This window comes from Phocoenobacter atlanticus subsp. cyclopteri (genome assembly GCF_018343795.1).
GTDB classification, from domain to species: Bacteria; Pseudomonadota; Gammaproteobacteria; order Enterobacterales; family Pasteurellaceae; genus Phocoenobacter; species Phocoenobacter atlanticus.
This window is the reverse complement of sequence record NZ_CP074346.1, coordinates 2,261,548-2,282,704: the sequence shown is the minus strand read 5'-3', so window position 1 is coordinate 2,282,704 and position 21,157 is coordinate 2,261,548. Positions and strand designations below refer to the sequence as shown.

20 protein-coding genes are annotated in these 21,157 nt (G+C 35.1%); 10 read left to right on the top strand and 10 right to left on the bottom strand.

Annotated elements, in window-relative coordinates; genetic code table 11:
* Nucleotides 1–105: 105 nt before the first annotated feature.
* Nucleotides 106–969 carry a YicC/YloC family endoribonuclease gene (locus KGI96_RS10990; RefSeq protein WP_213156484.1) on the top strand — a complete coding sequence of 288 codons (864 nt, stop codon included), beginning with the start codon at nucleotides 106–108 and terminating at the stop codon, nucleotides 967–969.
* A gap of 12 nt (nucleotides 970–981) precedes the next feature.
* Nucleotides 982–1,818, top strand: coding sequence for a CAF17-like 4Fe-4S cluster assembly/insertion protein YgfZ (gene ygfZ, locus KGI96_RS10985; protein ID WP_211598559.1), 837 nt, complete (start codon nucleotides 982–984; stop codon nucleotides 1,816–1,818).
* Between the two features lie 10 nt (nucleotides 1,819–1,828).
* Here the strand turns inward: ygfZ and mnmC are convergent, their stop codons facing one another.
* Together mnmC and KGI96_RS10975 are read right to left on the bottom strand one after the other, a co-directional pair.
* Nucleotides 1,829–3,829, bottom strand: a complete 2,001-nt coding sequence (mnmC, locus tag KGI96_RS10980; RefSeq protein ID WP_211598561.1) for a bifunctional tRNA (5-methylaminomethyl-2-thiouridine)(34)-methyltransferase MnmC2/FAD-dependent 5-carboxymethylaminomethyl-2-thiouridine(34) oxidoreductase MnmC1 — start codon at nucleotides 3,827–3,829, stop codon at nucleotides 1,829–1,831.
* 55 nt (nucleotides 3,830–3,884) lie between these two features.
* Nucleotides 3,885–4,223 (bottom strand): rhodanese-like domain-containing protein, encoded by a 339-nt coding sequence (locus tag KGI96_RS10975; protein ID WP_211598563.1) that lies wholly within the window; start codon nucleotides 4,221–4,223, stop codon nucleotides 3,885–3,887.
* A 324-nt stretch (nucleotides 4,224–4,547) separates the two neighbouring features.
* Here KGI96_RS10975 and purR point away from each other — a divergent pair, with 324 nt between their 5' ends.
* The 8 genes from purR (at nucleotide 4,548) to rph (ending at nucleotide 11,800) form a co-directional block, all read left to right on the top strand.
* A complete protein-coding gene (gene purR / locus KGI96_RS10970; protein ID WP_211598565.1) occupies nucleotides 4,548–5,561 on the top strand; it encodes an HTH-type transcriptional repressor PurR in 1,014 nt (337 codons plus the stop codon).
* 12 nt (nucleotides 5,562–5,573) lie between these two features.
* A complete protein-coding gene (locus tag KGI96_RS10965; RefSeq protein WP_211598567.1) occupies nucleotides 5,574–6,194 on the top strand; it encodes a DedA family protein in 621 nt (206 codons plus the stop codon).
* Nucleotides 6,181–6,645: a ribonuclease HI gene (rnhA, locus tag KGI96_RS10960; RefSeq protein ID WP_211598569.1), complete on the top strand. Its 465-nt coding sequence runs from the start codon at nucleotides 6,181–6,183 to the stop codon at nucleotides 6,643–6,645. The genes KGI96_RS10965 and rnhA overlap by 14 nt, the downstream gene beginning before the upstream one ends.
* Nucleotides 6,646–6,693: 48 nt before the next feature.
* Complete coding sequence (locus KGI96_RS10955) at nucleotides 6,694–7,185, top strand: CvpA family protein (protein ID WP_211598571.1); 492 nt, start codon at nucleotides 6,694–6,696, stop codon at nucleotides 7,183–7,185.
* An 18-nt stretch (nucleotides 7,186–7,203) separates the two neighbouring features.
* Nucleotides 7,204–7,812, top strand: a complete 609-nt coding sequence (locus KGI96_RS10950; RefSeq protein ID WP_211598572.1) for a UbiX family flavin prenyltransferase — start codon at nucleotides 7,204–7,206, stop codon at nucleotides 7,810–7,812.
* An 80-nt stretch (nucleotides 7,813–7,892) separates the two neighbouring features.
* Nucleotides 7,893–10,097 (top strand): GTP diphosphokinase, encoded by a 2,205-nt coding sequence (relA, locus tag KGI96_RS10945; RefSeq protein ID WP_211598574.1) that lies wholly within the window; start codon nucleotides 7,893–7,895, stop codon nucleotides 10,095–10,097.
* 17 nt (nucleotides 10,098–10,114) lie between these two features.
* Entirely contained in the window at nucleotides 10,115–10,942 is an 828-nt protein-coding gene (gene rnm / locus KGI96_RS10940) for an RNase RNM (RefSeq protein ID WP_211598631.1), read from the top strand.
* Nucleotides 10,943–11,077: 135 nt separating this feature from the next.
* The gene (gene rph, locus KGI96_RS10935) at nucleotides 11,078–11,800 is read left to right on the top strand and encodes a ribonuclease PH (RefSeq protein ID WP_211598576.1); all 723 of its coding nucleotides are present in this window, start codon (nucleotides 11,078–11,080) and stop codon (nucleotides 11,798–11,800) included.
* A gap of 90 nt (nucleotides 11,801–11,890) precedes the next feature.
* Here the strand turns inward: rph and KGI96_RS10930 are convergent, their stop codons facing one another.
* The 8 genes from KGI96_RS10930 to murG form a co-directional block, all read right to left on the bottom strand.
* On the bottom strand, nucleotides 11,891–12,877 hold the full coding sequence (locus KGI96_RS10930; RefSeq protein WP_211598578.1) for an IS110 family transposase: 987 nt from the start codon (nucleotides 12,875–12,877) through the stop codon (nucleotides 11,891–11,893).
* A gap of 311 nt (nucleotides 12,878–13,188) precedes the next feature.
* A complete protein-coding gene (gene lpxC / locus KGI96_RS10925) occupies nucleotides 13,189–14,106 on the bottom strand; it encodes a UDP-3-O-acyl-N-acetylglucosamine deacetylase (protein WP_211598580.1) in 918 nt (305 codons plus the stop codon).
* Nucleotides 14,107–14,116: 10 nt separating this feature from the next.
* The gene (ftsZ, locus tag KGI96_RS10920; protein ID WP_211598582.1) at nucleotides 14,117–15,322 is read right to left on the bottom strand and encodes a cell division protein FtsZ; all 1,206 of its coding nucleotides are present in this window, start codon (nucleotides 15,320–15,322) and stop codon (nucleotides 14,117–14,119) included.
* A gap of 229 nt (nucleotides 15,323–15,551) precedes the next feature.
* On the bottom strand, nucleotides 15,552–16,817 hold the full coding sequence (gene ftsA, locus KGI96_RS10915; RefSeq protein WP_211598584.1) for a cell division protein FtsA: 1,266 nt from the start codon (nucleotides 16,815–16,817) through the stop codon (nucleotides 15,552–15,554).
* Between the two features lie 13 nt (nucleotides 16,818–16,830).
* Nucleotides 16,831–17,640, bottom strand: coding sequence for a cell division protein FtsQ/DivIB (locus tag KGI96_RS10910; protein ID WP_211598586.1), 810 nt, complete (start codon nucleotides 17,638–17,640; stop codon nucleotides 16,831–16,833).
* Nucleotides 17,640–18,551 (bottom strand): D-alanine--D-alanine ligase, encoded by a 912-nt coding sequence (locus KGI96_RS10905; protein ID WP_211598588.1) that lies wholly within the window; start codon nucleotides 18,549–18,551, stop codon nucleotides 17,640–17,642. Before KGI96_RS10905 ends, KGI96_RS10910 begins: the two co-directional genes overlap by 1 nt.
* 1 nt (nucleotide 18,552) lies before the next feature.
* Nucleotides 18,553–19,980, bottom strand: a complete 1,428-nt coding sequence (murC, locus tag KGI96_RS10900) for a UDP-N-acetylmuramate--L-alanine ligase (protein WP_211598590.1) — start codon at nucleotides 19,978–19,980, stop codon at nucleotides 18,553–18,555.
* Nucleotides 19,981–20,000: 20 nt separating this feature from the next.
* Complete coding sequence (gene murG, locus KGI96_RS10895) at nucleotides 20,001–21,062, bottom strand: undecaprenyldiphospho-muramoylpentapeptide beta-N-acetylglucosaminyltransferase (protein WP_211598592.1); 1,062 nt, start codon at nucleotides 21,060–21,062, stop codon at nucleotides 20,001–20,003.
* Between the last annotated feature and the right edge of the window lie 95 nt (nucleotides 21,063–21,157).

Sequence of the window (21,157 nt, the reverse complement as noted above, 5' to 3'; positions counted from 1 at the left end):
AAAATAATTACTTTAAACACAGGCTATGTTAATCTGATTTTTTAGTTTAAAATATCGCAATCTCACTACCAATAGAGTAGCGTTAATCATAAAAGGAAATTTATAATGATTTATAGTATGACTGCTTTTTCACACCTTGAAATAAAAAAAGAGTGGGGATCCGCCGTTTGGGAACTTCGCTCTGTAAACCAACGTTTTTTAGATACTTATTTTCGTCTGCCAGATACCTTTCGTCATTTAGAAATGACCTTACGTGATCGTTTAAAAGCCAGTCTAACCCGTGGTAAAGTTGAATGTAGTTTGAAAATTGAGCTTAATAATAATCAAAATAATGGGTTAGCTCTCAATCAAGAGTATGCCACTCAAGTTATCAATTCTTTAAAATGGCTTAAAGCTACAGCTGATGAAGGCGAAATAAACCTTGTTGATGTACTGCGTTATCCCGGTGTCGTTGATAATGCCAATCAAGATTTTGATCAAATTGCTGAAGATTTATTAACTGGCTTTGAACAAATTCTTAGTGATTTTATTGCAATGCGAGGGCGTGAAGGTGAAAGTTTACATAGTTTAATTCAACAACGTTTAGACGCGATTTCTATTGAAGCAACAAAAGTACAAAATCAAATGCCAGAAGTATTACAATGGCAAAAAGAACGTTTTCAACAAAAATTTGATGAACTGAATGTTCAATGTGACCCACAACGTTTAGAGCAGGAAATGGTATTAATTGCTCAAAAATCTGATGTTGCAGAAGAGTTAGATCGTCTACAATTACACGTAAAAGAGACAACCGCAATCTTAAATAGAGGCGGAGCTGTTGGGCGTAAATTAGATTTTATGATGCAAGAATTAAATCGTGAAGCGAATACATTAGCCTCGAAATCAATCAATAATGAAATTACTAATTCTGCAGTAGAATTAAAGGTCTTGATTGAACAAATGCGTGAACAAATTCAGAATTTAGAATAAAACGGAAAAGTAATGATTTATCTAAAACAATATAAAGTAATTGAAGTTGCAGGACTTGATGCACAAAAATTTCTACAAGGACAACTCACTTGTGATGTTGCAAAATTAGAAATGGGTAAACAAACATTAACGGGTCACTGCGATCCGAAAGGTAAAGTCAGTGGCTTATGGCGTTTATATCGACAATCAGAAAATCAGTTTTTAATCATTATTCATCAAGATTTGTTACCTGAAGCGATAGATCAATTAAAAAAATATGCCATTTTTTCAAAAGTGACTTTTACTGAAAAGCAAATCTTTGTTTATGGTTGTATTGAACAAAATATAAGCGGTGAGATTTTTGCAAAAATTTACCAAAATCATACTGCTTGTCAATTGGAAGAAAATTCATCTCGTCATATTATTTTAAGTGAACACCCCCTTGATGCAACTGAAAACAGTGAATATTGGGATCTGCTTGATATTCAAAATGGTATCCCTATTTTATTAAAACAAAATAGACTCACTTTTATTCCTCAATCCTTAAATTTACAAGATATTGAACAGGCGATTTCCTTTAAAAAAGGCTGCTATATTGGGCAAGAAACCATTGCAAGAGCCAAATATCGAGGAGCAAACAAAAGAGCAATGTTTACTCTAGAGGGTACACTTTCTGAAAATTCCCCATTACCAGAAATTGGCTCTGCGGTTGAAATGCAATTAGGCGAAAATTGGAAATCTACGGGAACAATTTTATACAGCCTTATTGCAGATAACCAACTTTGGGTGCAAGTGGTATTAAATAAAGATATTGAGGAAGATAGTGTATTTCGTGTTAATGAAACACACTTATCTCTATTTAATCATTAACCAAAAATCATTAAACTGGCGTGCCTTTTAATTGTTTTCTTAGCCATACTCGATTTGGATTTAAAGCGTGCCATAAATCTTCACTTAATGGGATAGGTTCATTACAAATTTGACTAGCAAGTAGTTCACCAAGCAATGGGGCGGTAGTTAAGCCTCGTGAACCTAATCCAACTATAGTATAAAGTTGCGGGTAAACAGTGGCAGTTTCAATTGGTTTCTTACGACGGCGAAGGTTAAATAAATTATTATATTGCTCTCGCTGTTTGTCTAGATGACCCACCAAGCCTACCATTGGAATACGATCTCTTAATGTCGCTCTAATCCCCATTCTGGCAAGATTTTGAGAATAATCAATTGCTTTATTCCATTCACAAGCGGTCACATTTTGTTGTAATTTTGCAATATTTTGCTGATGTTCTTCTAAACTAAAATGGGTATCGGTATTATCTCTCACGTGGCTTGCTCCGATGCAATGGGTTCCTTGTGCTGAAACAGGAGTTAGATAACCATCGTAACACAACACAGTTTTTAATTTTTGTAGCTCAGGCGTTGTTGGAAATTGACTGACTTGCCCACGCACTGCATAAAGAGGAATGCCTTCTGTCTGAGTGAAGTCTTTGAGTTTATGTCCATTGGCTAATACTAAAGTTTGATGTGCAAAGGTTTCGCCATTGTGTTGCCATTGCCAAAGGTTATCTTGAAAAACAGGATTGGTTACTTCGTGATTTAGCACGATTTTCAAGCCTTTTTTCTCTAAATACGCAAAACTGTTTTGTACAAATTGAATCGGCGATAGCCAACCTGCACGAGGAATAAAGCCTCCGCCATTAGTGACAGACAAACCTATTTTGTCACTTAATTGCTCAGCATTACATAAATGAAAGAGTGAATGAGCATAGTTAAGATTGGCGAGCTTTTGTAGTTTATTCTGATTTTTTTGATTGTAGCCATAAATTGCCACGCCACTTAAATTATGTTCAAAATCAATCTGTGGCTCTAACTGTTGAATACGTTGCAACGCATAATCAAAGCTATGCACATAAAAACGGATATTTCGTTCATCATCATCACTGAGTTGCGGATAAATAGCACCTTGTTTATTGCCAGAAGCATTTTGAGCTAAAGCACTATCTTTACAGTATAACGTGACTTTTTTACCTTTTTCCAATAAGGATAGACTTAAAAATAAGCTTGCAATTCCGCCTCCGACAATCGCAATATCGTCCGTTTCAGGTTGTGGTTGCTGATAATAATAAGGGACTTTAACCGCTGATCTTTCACTTTGTGGTGGTTTTTCACCCCATAACATTTCCCGTTTTTTACCAAAACCTTTACGTTTTTTAACATTAAATCCGACTGCCTGTAATCCTCTACGCACAGTACTTGCTGCAGTGAAAGTCGCAAATGAGCCACCATTTTTGGTTAAGCGAAACATTTGCTGATATAAGCTTTCACACCACATTTGTGGATTTTTATCTGGTGCAAAACCGTCTAAAAACCACGCATCGATTTTCTCATTATATAAATCGCCAAGTTGTGGTAAGTTGTCTAAAATATCTCCAAACCAGAGATCAAGATAAACATTATCAAAATGATAACGCTGACAACCTGTTTGCCAGACATTCCAACAAGCGGTCAGATGTTGTGAAAAATTTGCAAATTGTGGATAATTGCTATGAATTTTCGTTAATTGTTGTGAAGTTAAAGGATACTTTTCAAAGGAAATAAAGTATAAACGTTGTAATATGTGAGTAGGATTTCGTTGTTTAAATTGCTGGAATTTTTCTGCCACTGCAAAAAAGTTTAATCCTGTTCCAAATCCTGTTTCTGCGATAACAAAGGCTGATTGAGTGTGATTTTGCCATTTTTCCCACAATTGATTACCTTCTTGGAAAACATAAAGACTTTCAGCAAGACCATCTTGAGTCGAAAAATATATATCATTAAATTGCGTTGAAAAAGGTGTGTTATCCGTATTAAATAAAATGGTGGCAAAAGTAAGTTTAGACATTTTTGGTAAATTTCTATCAGATTAAAAATAAGCTAAAAAGGAAGTGGGTAAATACTTATGGCACTATTTTGCGAAGCTGTTCATATCTACCACGATTTTGAACATTAGTATAACCCATTCGTACCAAAGTTTCTCGAGCAACCTCTGCTCGTCTACCAGAGCCACAATATAAATTAATCAGCTGTTTCCGATCTTTTACGACTGTCTGAATTTTTGTTGCGATTTCGTTGTAGGGAATTAAAACAGCATTTTTTAGATGTCCTTTGTCCCACTCATACGGCGTACGCACATCAACCCACACAGCTTTCTCCTGTGCGATACTAATAGAAGGCAATGTTAGCCCTAAAATAGTTAAGGAAAACACAGCCAAATAAAATGTTTTAATTTTCGTCATTTTTTTATTAGTGTGTTGTAAATTCTCTTACGTAATCGATAGAATGCCATCGATACTATCAGTTACTTCTACTTGAGATTTACCGCTAATTTTATATTTTAAAAAATATTATATGCAAAAAGTATAATCATACCTAAAGATGCACACACAGTCAGCATTGAATAACCGAAAGTTCCCATAATTAATCCTCCAAAAAAGTAAAATAATAAAGGTATTTTAAAACTATTTTTTCAAAATGCAATCAAAGGTGTAATTTTATTTAAAAATTTTATAAAAAGTCAGCTATAATAGGCACAAATTTACATTGAATTCAGGAAAAAACCAATGGCAACCATTAAAGATGTCGCAAAATTAGCTGGAGTTTCAACCACTACAGTTTCTCACGTAATTAATAAAACGCGTTTCGTTGCAGAAAAAACAACGCAATCTGTTTGGGATGCCATTTCTGAATTAAATTATTCTCCCAGTGCGGTTGCTCGTAGTTTGAAAGTCAATACCACAAAATCTATTGGAATGATTGTTACCACCAGTGAATCCCCTTTTTTTGCAGAAATCATTCTAGCAATGGAACGTCATTGTTATGAAATGGGTTACTCACTGTTTTTATGTAATACTCAAAATGATCCTGAAAAAATCCAAAACCATTTAGATATGTTAATGACGAAACGTGTTGACGGTATTTTGGTTATGTGTAGTGAATATACTGAAAACTCTCTTGCACTTTTAAATAAAGCGAATATTCCTATGGTAGTAATGGATTGGGGATTGCGAGATAATAGTAATGATCTTATCGCTGACAATAGTTTTATTGGTGGCTATTTCGCTACTCAACATTTAATTGAGAATGGGCATAAAAAAATAGCAGTTATTACAGGAGATTTGTTTAAAACAGTATCAAAAAATCGTTTTCAAGGTTTTAGTAAGGCAATGGATGAAGCAAATTTATTGATTGAACCACAATGGATTCAGGAAGGTGATTTTGAACCAGAAGGTGGCTTTGAGTGTATGAATAATATTCTTGATTTAGATGAATTACCTACAGCAATTTTTTGTTTTAGTGATGTAATGGCATTAGGTGCAATTTCAGCAATTAATCTTAGAGGATTATCTGTACCACAAGATATTTCTGTTATTGGTTATGATAATATTCATAACTCTCGCTTTTATGCGCCTCCTTTAACAACAATGCATCAATCCAAATCACGACTTTCAGATAGAGTGCTAGAATTATTACTTGAGCGAATTTCTTCAAAAGAAAAACGAAATGAACCACAAATATTAGAGTTTATGCCTGAGTTAGTTGTGCGTGATTCAGTTCGTAATTTAAATAAAAATTAGATAGGTTTTTTAATGGAATTTTTAATTGATTTTTTTAGTAGTTATGGCTATTGGGCTGTTTTTTTAGTATTACTCGCTTGTGGTTTTGGTTTACCTATTCCTGAAGACATAACGTTAGTCTCTGGGGGGGTTATTTCTGGTTTAGGCTATACTAATGTACATATTATGCTGGTAGTAAGTATGATAGGGGTATTAGCTGGTGATAGTACAATGTATTGGCTTGGACGAATTTATGGTAAGAAGATCTTACGTTTTCGTTTTATTAAACCTTTAGTTCGTCGAGGACGATTATCCGCAGTAAGAAAGATGTTTGATAAATATGGAAATCGCTTACTATTTACTGCTCGTTTCTTACCCGGATTGAGAGCGGTAGTTTATCTTGTTTCTGGTATTACCAATCGTGTTAATTACCTTCAATTTGTCCTTGTTGATTTTTGTGCGGCTATTATTTCCGTTCCAATTTGGGTATATTTAGGTGATTTTGGTGCCTCAAATTTAGATTGGCTGAAAGAACAAATACATAAAGGACAGGCTATTATTTATATCATTTTGGTTACTGTCATCTTATTTGTTGTTTGGAAGATTTATCAAATGCGTAAAAAACAAAAGGTAAAAATTAATGAAGCACGTTGAAATTTTTACTGATGGTTCCTGTTTAGGTAATCCAGGTAAAGGTGGTATTGGTATCGTATTACGCTACAATCAACACGAAAAAAAAATAAGTAAGGGGTATTTTCAAACGACCAACAATAGAATGGAATTACGAGCGGTCATTGAGGCATTAAGTTTACTAAAAGAACCTTGCTATATTAGACTATTTAGTGACAGCCAATATATGCAAAATGGAATCCAAAAATGGATTTTTAGTTGGCGAAAAAATAACTGGAAAACCAGTGCGAAAAAACCAGTTAAAAATAAAGATTTATGGATTGCACTAGATCAACAAATCCAACAACATAAAATTGATTGGCAATGGGTTAAAGGGCATTCAGGACACCGTGAGAACGAAATTTGTGATGAATTAGCCAAGTCAGGGGCAAATAATCCAACATTACAAGATGTTGGTTACGAAAATTTAAGTTAATTATTCCATCAACTATTTATAGAATAAGGAATAGAAAAAAGAGGTATTATGATTGATTATATTATTATTGGTATTATTGTTTTTTCTTCATTAGTGAGTTTATGGAGAGGATTTATTAGAGAAGTAATGTCTTTAATCGGTTGGGTAACCGCTTTTTTTGTGGCAAGCTATTTTTATCCTTATTTCAGTGGATATTTCACACAAGTAAATTCGACTTATCTGCAACAATCTGAGTTGATAAGAGACGGTCTGGCTGCGATATTATTATTTATTGGTACACTTATAATAATGAGTATTATTAATGCTTTGTTAGGTAAACTTGTTGATCAAACAGGATTAAGTGGTACAGATCGAGTACTTGGAATGGTATTTGGTGCGTTACGTGGCATATTGATTGTTGCTGCAGTATTATTCTTCTTTGATTTCACTCAAGCCAGTGACAGTGAATGGTGGAAAGAGTCTCAATTAATTCCTCATTTTGGTTTTATTGTTAAGTGGTTTTTTGAGCAACTACAAACAAACTCTAGTTTATTACAATAGCAATGTTAAAATAGTTTAATGAAAGAAAATTGTAAAAAGTCATCAAGATCTCACCGCTTGCCTGAACGCCTAATTGTTGCAATAACAGGGGCGAGTGGTGTCATTTATGCTATTCGATTACTCGAAGTGTTACAAAAAACGAATATAGAAGCACATCTAATTATTAGCAATGCAGCAAAACAAACCATTGCAATAGAAACGGACTATTCTCTTAATCAAATAAAATCATTCGCTCACCAAATTTATGATATACGAGATATTGGTGCCGCAATTTCATCAGGTTCATTTATTACAAAAGGAATGATTATTGTCCCCTGCTCAATGAAAACATTATCAGGTATTGCACATAGTTATACTGATGATTTAATTACTCGTGCCGCAGACGTTATTTTAAAAGAGAGAAAACCTTTAGTGCTTTGCGTACGTGAAACTCCCTTACACTTAGGGCATTTACGCTTAATGACACAACTGACTGAAATTGGTGGACAAATCGTACCACTAATGCCTGCTTTTTATCATAAACCACAAACTGTTGCAGATATTGTGGATCAAGGGGTAAATCGCCTACTAGATCAATTTGATATTTATCTTGAACAAGAGCTATTTACACGCTGGAAAAGTGAATAATAATATTTTAGTTTAAATATTAAATAGAAATATGTATTATCTTTTATTACATCATACAGTTAACAGTTATCGGAGGATCTATGGTTGCAATTCGTCATTCCCATATTCTGGACCCAAATGATTTCGAATTAGTAAGTTGGGGCACTTCTTTGCAAATGTCACCTGTAACTTTTGAAGAAATCCAAATTGTTTGGCGTTATGCACAAGAAAAACTTGATATCGAACAATATCCATTAATGTGGTTTGGTATTGAAATGATTGAAATCTTGCATAGTTTAAATATGGATGATGATAGTCTAGTTGCCGCTTTTTTAGTTCCTCTCGTTAAGCATAAAATTATTGATTTAATTGAAATTAAAGATAATTTTAATGCGAGCATTACCGAGCTTGTTAAAGGTGTGTTAGAGATGGATAACATTCGTCAATTAAATGCAGGTTACTCTTCTGATATTCAAATCGATAATATCCGCCGTATGTTGTTAGCAATGGTAAAAGATTTCCGCTGTATGGTTATTAAACTTGCTGAACGCATTACTTATCTACGAGATAAAAATCACACAGAAGAAGAACTTTTTTTAGCGGCAAAAGAATGTTCTCAAATTTACGCTCCCCTCGCCAACCGTTTAGGAATTGGACAATTAAAGTGGGAACTCGAAGACTACTGTTTCAGAGCATTACATCCTAGACAATACAAACAGGTTGCAAAAATTGAACTCAATGAACGACGTTTAGATCGTGAAAAATATATTGCAAAATTTATTAAAAATCTGACCGCTTTACTTGAACAAGAATTAGATGGTTTTCATATTTATGGTAGACCAAAACATATTTATAGTATATGGAAAAAAATGCAATGCAAAAACCTTGCATTTAAACAACTATTTGATATTCGAGCAGTGAGAATTATTGTACCAACCTTAGAAGATTGTTATACCGCTTTGGGAATTGTTCATACCCATTATCAACATTTATCTGAGCATTTTGATGATTATATTTCAAATCCAAAACCTAATGGCTACCAATCCTTGCATACTATTATTTTAGGCAAAGGTCACAAACCCATTGAAATACAAATTAGAACTCAAGAAATGCACGACAGTGCGGAACTTGGCGTCGCTGCTCACTGGAAATATAAAGAAGGAGGTGCTGCTGGGCGTGCTGGCTATGAAGATAAAATTGTATGGTTACGTAAACTATTAGATTGGCAGAATGATATTGCAGAATCGAATGAATCTATTAATGAACTACGTAGCCAAGTCTTTGATGATAGAGTTTACGTCTTTACTCCTCGTGGTGAAGTAATTGATCTTCCTAAAAATGCTACACCTCTTGATTTTGCCTATGCTATTCATAGTGAAGTAGGACATCGTTGTATTGGTGCAAAAGTAGCAGGACGAATAGTTCCTTTTACCTATTTACTACAAATGGGCGATCAAGTTGAAATTATCACTCAGAAAAATCCCAATCCAAGTCGAGACTGGTTAAATCCAAATCAAGGCTTTATTAATACAGCACGAGCCAGAGCCAAAGTTATCAATTTCTTTAAAAAGCAAGATCGAGATAAAAATATTCCTCTTGGAAAAGATATTCTCGATGCTGAAATGACAAAGTTTAACTTTACACAAAAGCAAATTGAACAATATGGATTACCTCGTTATAACCTAAAACATATTAGTGACCTCTATGCTGCCATTGGCAGCGGTGATATTAAATTAAATCAATTTAGTCATTATTTACAAAGTAAATTGATTAAACCCACCGCCGAGCAAGAAGATGAAGCAGTACTAAAAAGTGTTCAATTTAAAGCCTCAAATACTATCAATAAAGGAAAAAGTAGTGATATTATTATCGATGGTGTAGGTAATTTAATGCACACTGTTGCACGCTGTTGTCAACCTATCCCAGGAGATAAAATTGTGGGTTATATTACTCAAGGACGAGGAATTTCTATTCATAAATCGGATTGTGAACAACTTTTTGAATTAAGAAGCATTAATCCAGAACGCGTTGTCAAAGCACAATGGGGAGCAAATGATACTAGAGGCTTTAGTTTAACCATTCGAATCATTGCCAACGATCGTAATGGTTTATTAAGAGATATTACCAGTATTATGGCAAATGAAAAAGTGAATGTACTTGGTGTATCGAGTAGAACAGATATTAAATCAAATATTGCGACCATTGATATGGAAATTGAATTAACAAATGTTGAATTTCTTGCAAAATTGCTTTCTCGTATTACACAGCTGAGCGATATAATTGAAGCTAAACGCTTCGCAGGTTAACAATGACAAACAATACAATAATTTATGATTTACACAGTCACAGCACTGCCTCGGATGGACTGCTTACTCCTACAGAATTGATACAACGTGCGGTTGAAAAAGGTATTAATATTTTAGCCTTAACAGATCACGATACTATCAATGGTTTAGAAGAAGCAAAGCAAGCGACACAACACTTACCAATTAAACTTATTTCAGGAGTAGAAATTTCTGTCATATGGCAAAATAAAAATATCCATTTAAGTGCCTTAAATTTTGATGAAAATAATGAAAAATTGGTAAATTTATTACAAAATCAGACCGCCTTAAGAGAACAGCGAGCAATTCACATCGCAGAAAAATTAGCCAAAGCAGGTATTCCAAATGCCTATGAAGGGGCAAAAAAATTGGCACAAGGTGAAATCACACGTGCTCACTATGCCCGTTTTTTAGTTGAAATTGAAGCCGTCAACAATATAGAAAAAGCATTTAAAAAGTATTTAGGACAAGGTAAATCTGCTTACGTTAAACCAATATGGTGTTCAATGGAAGAAGCCATTGATGTAATACATCACGCAGACGGAGTAATCAACATTGCCCACCCTCTTAAATATAAACTCACTGCACGTTGGATACGCCGTTTAATTACCGCCTTCAAAGAAGCAGGAGGAGATGGAATTGAGGTCGCAGGTTGCGGACAGTCGCGAGATCAACGCCAACTTCTCGCCCGTTGGGCAGAAAAGTTTGAGCTTTACTCCTCTGTTGGTTCTGATTTCCACTATCCAACCCAATGGTTAGATCTCGGTAAAGATCTTACCCTTCCCACAAACTGTAAACCTATTTGGGAACTATGGAAAGAAAAATGACCATATGACCTCTTGGTACAAAAATATTTTTAATTGTAAAAAATAACAAAGATCATACCGCTTATTCAGAACAACCGCATACATTACTGGTATTATTTGTTAGAATAGATTAACTTTTTAATTTTAGGAGAATGTATGCGTCCAAATAATCGCACAGCAAACCAAACTCGCCCAGTAAAAATCACTCGCAATTATACCAAATATGCTGAAGGTTCAGTATTAGTTGAATTTGGGGAAACCAAAGTGTTATGTAATGCCTCAATTGATGAATCTGTTCCTCGTTTTTTAAGAGGTAAAAATCAAGGTTGGATAACAGCAGAATATGCAATGCTTCCTCGTGCCACACACTCACGAACACAACGAGAAGCCTCAAAAGGTAAACAAGGTGGAAGAACCCTTGAAATTCAACGTTTAATTGGTCGTTCACTACGAGCAGTCGTTGACTTAAAAGCCTTAGGTGAACGTACAATTACGGTAGATTGTGATGTTATTCAAGCCGATGGTGGTACTCGAACTGCTGCAATCACTGGAGCTGCTGTCGCTTTACAGGATGCATTAAATAAGTTAATTGACACAGGAAAATTAAAAACTAATCCGATGAAAAGTCTTGTTGCTGCAATTTCTGTTGGAATGGTAAATAATGAAGCTGTTTGTGATTTAGAATACATTGAAGATTGCAATGCTGAAACAGATATGAATGTTGTTATGGTCGAAGGTGGTCATTTTGTAGAAGTACAAGGTACTGCAGAGGGAATACCATTTTCTCATAATGAATTATTACAGTTATTAGATCTCGCAAAACAAGGGATTGAACAACTATTCGAGGCACAGCATTTAGCATTACGAAATGCTCAATAATACTTCACTTCCTACAAGGCAATATCATATTTAAAAAATCTAATTACTTACGTAGATACCATCTTGCCAACCCAACCGCAAGTAATTTTTTTAATTAATTTGCGGTTGGTAATTACTATTGTGTTTTATCACACCATAGCAAATTTGTAATAACTTTCTCATAGCTGCAATCAACGCCACTTTTTTACATTTCCCATTCGCCAGTAATCTTTCATATTGAACCTTGATATCAGGGTTATACTTTATCGCACTCATTGCACACATATACAGCTTAGAACGAATAGTACTATTACCTTTCTTGCTAATTCTAGGCTTACCTTTCATCAACCCCGATTGCCGTTGAACAGGCGTTAGACCAACAAAAGCAGCACATTCGGACGCACTTTTAAATTGTTTAGATTTTAATAAATTCAATACTCTTGGGGCAACCTTTTCACCAATGCCTGGAATACTAACAAGGTGTTCAAAACCCGACTTTAAATCAGGATTATTATCAATATGTTCATTTATTTTAGCTTGTACTTTTTCTATCGCCTCATCAAGATTATCGAGCATTTCCTGTAAAGATTCTAATAGGAATACATCATTATTTTTACTTGATAATAATTTTTCTAAGCGATTTTTTTCTCGTTGTTTATCCATTTCTAACGCATCTAAACGAGCGATTAATTGTTTTAAGTAGCGAACATCTTCAGGTTCTGGCTCCCATAGTCTAATTTCTTTGATACTCGCATACTGAGCTAAAACCTTCGCATCTTGCTTATCTGTTTTACTATGACTTCCCATTGCACCTGCAAATTGTTTCACATAAGTAGGATTGACAACCGATACGCCAAAACCCATATCATAAAGGGTATAAGCAAGATTTTCATGATAAACCCCAGTGGCTTCCATAAGTACTAGAATATCTTTAGCTTCTTTTTTGCTTTGTTTGATTATCCACCGATGAAATATGTCAAAGCCCTTCGTATCATTTGTAAATTGTTTGGTTTTCGGTTTCTTTGACCCCTTGTTAACCCAAGCTACATCAAAATTAAATTTAGATACATCTATGCCAACATATACTTTATAAGTCATTTCTTGCATTCCTCTTGTAAATACAGTGTCACTTAGCGTATATATTTTGTATAATTATCTAAGGCACTTTGATACCATCCAATATTAAAGAAATATGGGTAAAGGACTTAATCTACAACACAAGTTCAAAGACTTTAGAGACAAGCCTAGTTCACTTTACCCATTGCATATCCAGTTTACTAGTTTAACTGAATAAGCTGGCAAGATACAAGAGACAGGGCATGCCCTGTCTCTACAATATACTTATACATCAATAGGTAAAAACTTACGGTTGCCCTTGATAATATCAGTAATTTACCAATACATCTTAATTAAACTAAAATATGACCCTTTTTCTGATAACCAAAAGGCACTGTTGCTTTATCATCGAAAGTCACAAATTCCCAAGCTTTCTCATTTTCAAGCACCGCTCTTAATAATTGATTATTTACGCCGTGCCCTGATTTATAGGCAGAAAATTCACCGATAATATTGTAACCACACATAAATAAGTCACCAACAGCATCTAACATTTTATGACGAACCAATTCATCAGGAAAACGTAACCCCTCTTCATTTAAGATACGATAATTATCTAGTACAATGGCATTATCCAAACTTCCACCCAGTGCTAATCCCATCGATTGAAGTAATTCAATATCTTTCATAAAACCAAAGGTTCTCGCACGACTTAACTGCTGAATAAAGCTTTTTGTTGAAAATTCCATTTGATAATGCCCAACATCTTTACTAATTGCAGGGTGAGAGAAATCAATTGTAAAATCAAGTTTAAAGCCATTATAAGGTTTTAATTCTGCCCACTTGTCTTCATTTTCTACTCGCACTGTTTCTTTAATTCGAACAAATTTTTTCAATGCATTTTGTTCTTCAATTCCTGCATCTAACAATAAATAGATAAATGGACTAGAACTACCATCCATAATAGGAATTTCAGGCGCATCAACTTCTACAATTACATTATCTAATCCAACAGCAGACATAGCAGCATTTAAGTGCTCAACCGTTGAAATACGCACACCATCATCGTTGATCATACAAGTACATAACGTCGTATCACGAATAAAATCGGCTCTCGCAGGAAAATAAACAGCAGGCTCTAAATCAGTACGAGCATAAATCACACCTGTATTTTCAGGAGCAGGACGCAGCGTAAGGGTTACCTTTTTACCACTATGCAATCCGATTCCCGTTACTTTTATTGATTTTTTCAGGGTTCTTTGCTTAATCATATTTACCTTACTATTTCTTTAAAAAACCAGGAATTGATGAAGGCGAGAATAGTCTCTGTTCATCAATACGATGAGGTTGTGGATTATTCATTTTTGTAGTTTCACTTCCTGTTGTATAAGTTCTTCGGTCAGAAACACTTTCTACTGGTTTTAATTCTGGTTGAGTAACGCCGAAATGAGAAGATACTGAATGCTGTGCTCTCATATTATTTGCTCTCAACATCTCTTGTTCAGAAGGTCCAATACCCGTTGCAACAAGAGTCACTCGAATTTGACCATCCATTTCTGGATAAATGGATGTCCCGAATACAACTGTAGCATCCGCTGCTGCATATTCGTGAATATAATCCATAACTTCATATACTTCACTTAATTCAATATCCATTCCTGAAGTAATACTGACTAGAATACCTTTTGCTTCAGACCAGTCAACATCTTCTAATAATGGACTAGCAACGGCTTCTTGTGCGGCTTTTTCTGCTCGACCTTCTCCATCTGCGATACCTGTTCCCATCATCGCTCGTCCCATCTCAGACATTACTGTTTTAACGTCTGCAAAATCGACATTAATTAACCCTGGAGAAGTAATCATATCAGTAATACCCAAAACAGCATTACGTAACACATCATTTGCTGCTTTAAAAGCGTCTAACATTTTAACATTTTTGGGTAAAACTTTTAATAACTTATCATTAGGGATAATAATTAAGGAATCAACATGCTTAGATAGCTCAGCAATACCTTGTTCTGCATAGTTCATTCGCTTAGCCCCTTCAAATCTGAAAGGTTTTGTTACAATCGCAACCGTCAAGGCTGATGGCTCTGCATTTTTTGCAATTTCCGCAATAACTGGTGCAGCTCCTGTTCCTGTTCCACCACCCATTCCAGCAGAAATAAACACCATATCTGCACCAGATAACATATTAGTTAATGCATCTCGATCATCTTCTGCCGCTTGGCGACCTACATTGGGGTTAGCTCCAGCACCCAATCCTTTAGTGATCTTATCCCCAATTTGAATAGTTTGACGCACTGCTGTTTTACGCAATGCTTGAGCATCTGTGTTAACTGAAAAAAATTCAACACCGCTACTCAGCTCACCATTTTCATCGGCTTGTCCTTCAACCATATGATTTAATGCGTTACCGCCACCGCCACCAACACCAACGACCTTTATCACTGCATCAGGTGTTACTTCATATACTGGTTCAAACATTATTTATTCTCCCTAATATGCAAGTCTAAAACCTACATTTCTATCTAAAATGTGACTTACATAAATTATATAAATTTTTATTTTTACTTATTTCAAGACTATATTAATTAATATATTACCACAATCATAGAGCAATTGCATACTAAGTATTATGCATTACTACCCTATTAACACACAATACCACGCATTGTATATAAATTATGCGATTTCTATTATTTTAAATTGAATTTCAAAAATTTGATTTTATCCAATTATATGATTTTTTAAGCACACTCAACATACCTTTATCATTTGAAGGTAATGGTTTATTATTAATGTCATCACTATTTAGATAACTATATTGTAATAAACCCAATGCTGTTGCATACTGAGGTTTATTTACATAGTCTGTTAAACCTGTAATATTTAAAGGATAACCAACTCGAGCAGCCATTCCAAATACATTTTTTGCACATTCAACAATATCTTCTGCTTGAGATCCTCCTCCAGTTAGTACGACGCCAGCGGTTAAATCAAGCTTAATTCCTCTTTGAGTCAATTCTTCCTTCAAAAGTTCCAATTCTGTTTGTATTAATTTTAATAAATCTATATAACACTCAGAAATTACACTAGAAAAATCCTGTTTAGTAATATTTTGAGGTCTACGCCCACCCAAACCTGGAATTTCAATTTTTGTATCAACAAAAGTAGAAGGTGGTGAAATCGCACTTGCATATTTCACTTTAATATTTTCGGCATCATTAGGAGAAGTTGTAAATACTTTAGAAACATACTGAGTGATATCATTTCCTGCAAATGGAATAACCTTGCTATAACGCAATGCACCACCAGAATAAACTAAAATATCCATCGTGCCTCCGCCAATATCCACAAGGCACACACCCAATTCCATTTCATCTTCAGTGAGCACTGAATAACTTGATGCAATTCCTGAAAAAACAACCTGATCAATATTTAATTTATTATTTTCAACGGCTTTACATAAATTGCGTAACCAATCTTTATGACAAGTGATCAAATGTACCTGTGCTTGCAAACGCATACCTTGCAAACCCAGTGGCTTTTTTGTTCTTTCTAAATGATCCACTTTATATTCTTGTGGGATGATATGTAATGTTTCAACACCTTCTGATAATTTTACCGAACGAGCGGTGCGAATGGCCGCTTCAATATCAGCGTGGGTAACCTCTCCGCTTCCCAAAGCTACACTACCAAGTTCATTAAGTGTTTGGATATGTTCTCCTGTAATAGCCAAGGTTACACCTTGAATATCACAATTTGCAATGGACTCCGCTTGCTCAATCGCTCTTTTAATGGCTCCCGTAACGGCATCTAAATCAACAACACTTCCTCTTTTAATTCCTTTAGACGGACAGACACCTGTACCTAATACATTCACAACAGCATCAGGTAAAACCTCTCCAACAACAGTGACGATCTTTGATGATCCCACCTCTAAACTTACTATAATTTTAGATTCTGCAATTTTTGACATATTTTTTCATCTACTATTTTTTAGAAATAAACCCTACAGCGGCACCATATTTATAACGCAAATCTATATAAGAAATTACTTTTCCTTCTGGTACATTAATTTGTGGAAAAATTTTTACAAAACGATCAATTTTGGATGCCCAATCACCTCTTCCTAAAAGTAATTCAAGCTCATTTGATAACTTAATTTTCCACGATCCTCTTCCATCTATAGAAACTGATTTTAATATTAAACTTCTGGCGATCAAATCTTGTTTGATTTTCCACCACGCACTCAATACTTTTTTTCCTTCTGTATCTGGTCCATATAATACAGGAAAGTCTGTACGATTGACACGATCAAAAGGTAAAGTAAATACAACTCCTCGATCAGATAACAATTTAGTATCATTCCATAATGCAACAGGGCGATGTTCCAAAACTGTTAAACTTAACTTATTAGGCCACAATTTTCTTACTACAACACTATGAATCCAAGGAATTGTCAATAATCTTTCTTTCACTTGCTCAATATTTTGCCCAAAATATCCTTTTAGAGGCTTACCTGTTGAAAGTGCATCTCGAATATCAGTATGCGTAGTAAATTGAAGTTTATGAGTAAGGGCATAAGATGTAATAGGTGTATCGTTATCTAATCTTTCAAGCCAATAATCTTTATTACTATAAACCACATACGCTAATACTATGCAAAACAATACTACCAAAGGACGAATAAAAATAAAAACAGAATATGAACTACTTTTATATTTTGTACGTAATCTCTCCCTTGCTGAACGATTTTTTTTCTGTTTAGCAAATACTTGATTACTTTTTCGCCACCACATTAAATACTTAGCTCCAAAATACGTTCAACCAATTTATCAAAACTATATCCCACTTTCGCTGCAGCAAAAGGAAAGTAACTGTGCGTTGTCATCCCTGGGCAAGTATTGGCTTCCATTAGAAAAAATTCACCTTTATTATTTTCCATTACATCAATTCGACTCCATCCACGACAACCTAAAACTTGATGAGCTCTCATCACTAATTCTGCAATCTCTGCCTGACGATTATCATCTAATGCAGGACAAATGTATTGTGTTTTATCAGATATATATTTAGCGTGATAATCATAAAACTCACCATCGGGAATAACTTGTACTGTTGGTAATACTTCATCACCTAATACGGGTACAGAATATTCTTCCCCTGCCAAAAATTCTTCAATTAATACGGTATCATCATATTTTAATGCTTCTTCAATTGCTGGAATTAATTGTTCTTTTTCTTTTACTTTTACCACGCCAACACTTGACCCCTCACAAGCAGGTTTGACAAAAAGAGGTAACCCTAATTTTGCAAAAATTTCCTCAGATCGTACCGCTTCCCCTTTATGTACAATTTCCATTTCTGCTGTTGGTAAACCAACCGCTTGCCATAAAAGTTTAGTTCGAAATTTATCCATTGTTACTGCTGATGCCATTACACCACTACCCGTATAAGGGATTTCTAATTGATCCAATACACCTTGTAATACACCATTTTCACCCACACCACCGTGTAAAATATTAAAAACACGTTGAATGCCCATTTCTTTTAATTTTTCAACTGGGGTAAATTTAGTATCCACGGCTTCCACATTATAACCAAGATTTTTTAACGCATTAAATACGGCTTCTCCTGATTTTAATGAAACTTCTCTTTCTGAGGATACTCCACCAAAGAGTACCGCTATTTTTTCATCTTTTAAACTCATTCTATCCTCTCCAACTTTCTGCTAGATTACGAGAAATTTTACTAACACTCCCAGCCCCTTGAGCTAATACCAAATCACCATCTTGAATAACCTGATCTAATACCTCACCTAATTTATCAGTATCAGAAACCAAAATTGGATCTACTTTACCCAAATTACGAATAGAGCGACATAATGCTCGACTATCTGCTCCTGCAATCGCTTGTTCACCAGCAGTATAAACCTCAAGCATAATCAATACATCCACATTTGACAAGACATTCACAAAATCATCAAACAAATCACGCGTTCGAGAATAGCGATGTGGCTGGAACACCATTACCACACGTTTACCTTTCCACCCACTACGAGCAGCTTTAATCGTGACATCCACTTCTGTTGGATGATGCCCATAATCATCAACTAAAGATACTTTACCATTAGGACGAATAAACTCCCCTAGCTGATCAAAACGTCTACCTGCTCCTTGAAACTCTGCTAATGCTTCCAAAATTGCTTCATTTGAAATATTTTCTTCTTTTGCAACGGCTAATGTTGCAGTTGCATTTAACGCATTATGTTTACCTGGAACATTAAGTAATACATTCATTTTTTCACCTGTTGGACAAACAACGGTATAATGCCCTTGAAAACCAGTCTGTTCATAATTTTCAATACGATAATCCGCTGTTTCACTAAAGCCATAAGTAATCACTTGTCGTCCAACTTGTGGCACTAGTTCCATTAAATCTTTATCATCAGCACACATTACTGCAAGACCATAAAAAGGCAAATTATGTAAAAATTTCACATAGGTTTGTTTCATTTTATCAAATGAACCACCGTAAGTATCCATATGATCGGGTTCGATATTAGTGACCACAGAAACCATCGGTTGTAAGTGTAAAAATGATGCGTCACTCTCATCTGCTTCTGCAATTAAATAGCGACTCGCACCAAGGTGAGCATTTTTACCAGCTGATTTAATTAAACCACCATTTACATAAGTTGGGTCAAGTTTAGCTTGAGCATAAACCATTGAAAGCATTGCTGTTGTTGAGGTTTTACCGTGTGTCCCCGCTACGGCAATACCGTGACGAAAACGCATAATCTCCGCTAACATTTGAGCACGTTGAATAACTGGTATCCGTTGCTCTTTAGCTGCAATAATTTCAGGATTTGTTTCATCAATGGCACTTGAAACCACTACTACATTTGCTCCGTCAATATTTTCAGCTCGATGTCCAATAAAAACCTTTGCACCATTGGTTACAAAGTTTTTTGTTACTGGACTTTCAGCAATATCTGAACCCGAAATTTGGTAGCCCTCATTTAATAAAATTTCAGCAATACCACTCATTCCAGCACCACCGATACCAATAAAATGAACCTGCTTCACACGACGCATTTCTGGAATAATTTTTCTTACTTGATCTTGATAATTTTTCATTATTATTCTTTATCCTTTGTTTATTTCGCTACTTCAACGATCACTTCTGCCACTCGTTTCGCAGAAAAAGGGGTGGCGACTTCACGAGCATTTAATGCCATTGCTAATAATTGTTGACGATCGGTGATTAAACACTGTAATTGTCTTACTAAATTGTCAACAGTAAAGTCTTTTTGTTCAATAATAATTGCTGCTTTTACTTGTTCCAAATATTTTGCATTTAAGTATTGTTGACGATCTTTGTGTTGGAATGGTACAAAAATCGCAGGTACTCCAGCAGCAGCAATTTCACATACCGTCAATGCACCTGAGCGACAAATCACAAGATCTGCATCACCATAAGCCTGTGCAACATCATCAATAAATTCAGTCACAATCACATTTTCTGCTGATTGTTTCGCATAACGTTGTTGCACATATTCTAAATTACCTTTCCCTACTTGGTGTACAATTGCAATTTTTTCTCCAAATGTACCCGCTATCTGTGGCAATGTTTGGTTTAAAATTCTCGCCCCTTGTGAACCACCCATTACTAGAATTTTTATGGCACCTTCACGTTCTGTGAAACGTTGTTCTGGTGAAGGAAGTTGGAATAAATCTTGTCTAACTGGATTGCCAACTACCTCTTTATGCTTAAACGCATTTGGGAAAGCTTGCAACACACGAGTTGCCACTTTTGAAAGCCAAACATTGGTCAATCCTGCCACCGCATTTTGCTCGTGTAGAACAATTGGTACACCACACAATTTTGCAGCAATGCCACCTGGTCCAGAAACATACCCTCCCATTCCTAGCACTGCATTAGGTTGAAACTCTTTAATAATTTTACGAGCTTGCCATACCGCGCGTGAAATGGAAAAAGGTGCCTTTAACAAAGCTTTAATCCCTTTGCCACGTAATCCTGAAATTTGAATAAATTGAATGGGAATATTATATTTTGGCACGAGTTCTGCTTCCATTCGATCTTTTGTTCCTAGCCAACAGATTTCCCAACCTTGTTGTTGTAATTCTGTTGCCACAGCTAGAGCAGGAAAAACGTGTCCCCCAGTTCCACCCGCCATTACTAATAATCTTTTTGTCATATTTTTATTCACTTTTTAATTATTTATTATAGATATACTCTATGAAGTCGTCATTGTACCTCAAACAACTAAATACAAAAATAAAGGATTAATTT